Origin of the sequence: Kitasatospora sp. NPDC058406 (assembly GCF_042722765.1) — a bacterium.
Lineage (GTDB): Bacteria > Actinomycetota > Actinomycetes > Streptomycetales > Streptomycetaceae > Kitasatospora.
The window spans coordinates 1-3,644 of sequence record NZ_JBHXKE010000434.1 but is presented as its reverse complement, the minus strand read 5'-3'; the positions used below and the strand labels follow the sequence as shown (position 1 = coordinate 3,644).

The following is a 3,644-nucleotide window of genomic DNA, read 5'->3' as shown; positions in this document are numbered from 1 at the left end:
AGTTGCTTTGTCGGCGGATGCTTATTTTTTTTATACGACACTGGCCGGGTATTGTAACACACCGCCCGGCCCTCCCGCCCTTCCCCGCCCCCGACGCCCGCCCCCGGTGACCGCTCCCGGTGACCGGACCCGCGGGCTCGACCCCGGAGCCGCCCCGGCCGGAGCGACCGGAGCGGCCCACGCGGGTCCGCACTCACTCCCGGCCGGTCCGCAGCACGGTCTCGCGGATGAACAGCACCGTGACGAAGGCCAGCAGCGCGAACGGCGCCGCCACCAGGAAGACCACGCCCACACCGTGCCCGAAGGCGTCGGTCACCAGCGGGACGAGCGGGGCGGGCAGCTTGTGCAGGTCCGGAATGCCGCCGCCGAGCGCACCGCCGCCCGCCGGGACGTGCGCGGCGGCCAGGTTCTCCGTCAGGTAGTGGCCGACCCGGTTGTTCATCAGCGCGCCGAGTGCGGAGACGCCCATCGCGCCGCCCATGGTGCGGAAGAAGGTGACCACCGAGCTGGCCGCGCCGAGCTCGCTGCGCGGCACGGTGTTCTGCACCGCGAGGACGAGGTTCTGCATGGTGAGCCCGAGGCCGATCCCGGTGATCGCCATGTAGAGGGAGAGCAGGCCGTAGTCGGTGTCGGCCCGGGCGGTGCCGAGCAGGCCGAAGCCGACGGCCAGCAGCAGGGTGCCGGCGACCAGGTAGGCCTTCCACTTGCCGTACTTGGTGATGAGCTTGCCCGCGACGGTGGAGGAGACGGCCAGGCCGAGGATCATCGGCAGGGTCATCAGCCCGGCGATGGTCGGGGACTTCTCCCGGGCCAGCTGGAAGTACTGGCTGAGGAAGGTGGTCGCGCCGTACATCCCGATGCCGACCAGGATGCTGGCCAGCGCGGACAGGACGACGGTCCGGTACCGGAACAGGCTCGGCGGGATGATCGGCTCGGCGGCCCGGCGCTCGACCACGACGGCGAGCGCGCCCAGCAGCAGTCCGCCACCGACCATGACCACGGTCTGCCACGACAGCCAGGCGTAGTTCTTGCCGGCCAGCGTGATCCAGATCATCAGCAGGCTGACGGCGGCGGTGATGACCAGCGCGCCGAGGTAGTCGATCTTCACCTTGCGCCTGACCACCGGCAGCTTGAGAGTGCGCTGCAGCACCAGGATCGCGGCCAGCGCGAACGGGATGCCGACGTAGAAGCACCAGCGCCAGCCCAGCCAGGAGGTGTCGACGATGATGCCGCCGATCAGCGGGCCGCCGATGGTGGCCAGCGCGAAGACGGCGCCGAAGTAGCCGCTGTACCGGCCGCGCTCGCGCGGCGGGACCATCGCCGCCAGGCAGATCTGGGCCAGCGCCGTGACGCCGCCGGCGCCGATGCCCTGGAGGGCGCGGCAGGCGATCAGCTGACCGGTGTTCTGGGAGAACCCGGCCAGTGCGGAGGAGGCGATGTAGATCACCAGGGCGATCTGCAGCAGCAGCTTCTTGCTGGCGAGGTCGGACAGCTTGCCCCAGATCGGGGTGGACGCGGTGAGGGTGAGCAGGGTCGCGGTGATCACCCAGGTGTAGGCGGACTGGCCGCCGTGCAGGTCGGTCAGGATCCGCGGCAGGGCGTTGGAGACGACGGTCGACGAGAGCACGGCCACGAAGAGACCGAGCAGCAGGCCGGAGAGCGCCTCCATCACCTGCCGGTGCGTCATCGGTTGGTCGGTGGTGGCGGCGACTCCGGTCGAGGCGGGGGCGGTGACGGTCATCGAGGTCCTTAAATTCGTTGCCTGACACAACCATAAGGGGGTTGGTTGACTTGGGCAACATTCGTCAAGGGCAAGTAAAGCCCGGGCCGACCACTCGGCCCGGGCCTCGATCCCGGTGACGCCTCCCCGCGGCGCCTCCCCGCGGCGCCTCCCCGCTACGCCTCCCCGCTACGCCTCCTCGCCGCGCCCGCCCGCCACGCCCGACGGGACGGCCGACGCCACGCCCGACGGGGCGAGCGACGGGACGGCCGCCTCGCCGACCACGTCGTTGAAGCGGTGCAGCAACTCGGCGAACCGGGCCACCTCCTCCGACGACCAGCCGGCCATCAGCTCCCTGACCCGCCCCATCCGGGCGTCCCGGGCCTCCAGGTACCGCCGCCGGCCGTCCTCGGTGAGCGAGACCAGCGCCGAGCGGCGGTCCAGCGGGTCCGCCGCCCTGGCGACCAGACCCAGCTCCTCCAGGGCGCGGATCTGCCGGCTGACCGTGGCCTTGCCCACGGCGAAGTGCACGCCGACGTCCGTCACCCGCACCCGGCCGGCCTGTTCGATGTAGCCGAGCATGCTGTACGCCATGCCCTCCAGCTGCGGATGGACCCGCCGGGAGAGCTCCGCCACCCGCGCCCGGCCCCGCCGGAAGAGCACCCCGACCTCGCGCTCCACCGCCAGCAGTGGTTCCTCGTCCTCGTTCGCCGCAGTCACCGCGCCAGTATCGCGCAGCACGAGAACGCCGGACCCGGCGCGGGAGAAACGTCAACGAAACTAGTTCATGCTATTAAGTATCCGGTTTCCCCCGATACGCAAGGAGATGTCGATGACCGCCCCAGGGCAGGGACCAGGGCAGGCCACGGCACCGGAGCAGGCATCACCGCCGGCACCGGGGCAGGGCTTCGCCGCCGAACTGAAGGGCGCGGTCACCCCGCGTGCGGCACTGCTGGTGATCGCCGTGCTCCTCCTCCAGCTCGGCTTCATCACGTCGTACGTCGGAGCGCTCCACCACCCGACCCCGCACGAGCTGTCGATCGCGGTGGTGGCCCCGCCGCAGGTGGCCCCCCAGCTGGTGGAAGGACTGGAGTCCGTCCCGGACGAGGCCGTGAAGTCCGTCACGGCGCCGGACGCGGCCACCGCCACCGAGCAGCTCAAGGACCAGAAGATCTACGCCGCGCTGGTGGTGAACCCGGCCTCCACCGAGGACGTGCTGCTGGTCGCCAACGCACGCGGGCCGTCCGCGGCCCGGGCCGCCGAGAGCATCGTCACCGGCCTGGAGAAGTCCCAGGGCCGGACGGTCAAGGTCGAGGACGTCGTCCCGCTGGCCAAGGGGGACGCCAACGGCCTCTCCTCCTTCTACCTGGTGATCGGCTGGTGCGTCGGCGGCTACCTGGTCGCCTCGATCCTCGGCGTCAGCGCCGGGGCGAAGCCCGCCAACGCCAACCGGGCGGTGATCCGGCTCGGCACCCTGGCCCTGTACTCGGTCGCGGCGGGCATCGGCGGTGCGATCATCGTCCAGTCGGTGCTGGACGCGCTTCCGGGCTCGTTCTGGGGCCTGTCGGCGGTCGGCGCGCTGGTGGTCTTCTCGGTCGGCGCGGTCACCATGGCGCTCCAGTGCCTGTTCGACATCATCGGCATCGGGATCGCGGTCCTGCTCTTCGTGGTGCTCGGCAACCCGAGCGCCGGCGGGGTCTTCCCCCCGCCGATGATGCCGACGTTCTGGCGGGCGATCGGCGCCTGGTTCCCGAACGGCGCCGGGACGGACGCGGCCCGCTCGATCGCCTACTTCGGCGGCTCCGGCCTCGCCGTACCGCTGGTGGTCCTGCTGGTGTGGGCGGCGGTCGGCGTCGCCGTCACCTTCGCCGCCGTACTCCGCCGGCCGGGGCACCTCACCCGCACGCTGACCACGGGCTGACGC

General features: G+C 71.4%; 3 protein-coding genes. 1 reads left to right on the top strand and 2 read right to left on the bottom strand.

Annotated features, from left to right (window positions below; genetic code table 11):
* Nucleotides 1-193: 193 nt before the first annotated feature.
* On the bottom strand, nucleotides 194-1,741 hold the full coding sequence (locus ACFWOG_RS40065) for an MDR family MFS transporter (protein ID WP_329952248.1): 1,548 nt from the start codon (nucleotides 1,739-1,741) through the stop codon (nucleotides 194-196).
* 168 nt (nucleotides 1,742-1,909) lie between these two features.
* The gene (locus ACFWOG_RS40060) at nucleotides 1,910-2,440 is read right to left on the bottom strand and encodes a MarR family winged helix-turn-helix transcriptional regulator (RefSeq protein ID WP_380364604.1); all 531 of its coding nucleotides are present in this window, start codon (nucleotides 2,438-2,440) and stop codon (nucleotides 1,910-1,912) included.
* A 112-nt stretch (nucleotides 2,441-2,552) separates the two neighbouring features.
* Here ACFWOG_RS40060 and ACFWOG_RS40055 point away from each other — a divergent pair, with 112 nt between their 5' ends.
* Entirely contained in the window at nucleotides 2,553-3,641 is a 1,089-nt protein-coding gene (locus ACFWOG_RS40055) for an ABC transporter permease (protein ID WP_380364603.1), read from the top strand.
* Nucleotides 3,642-3,644: the final 3 nt, after the last annotated feature.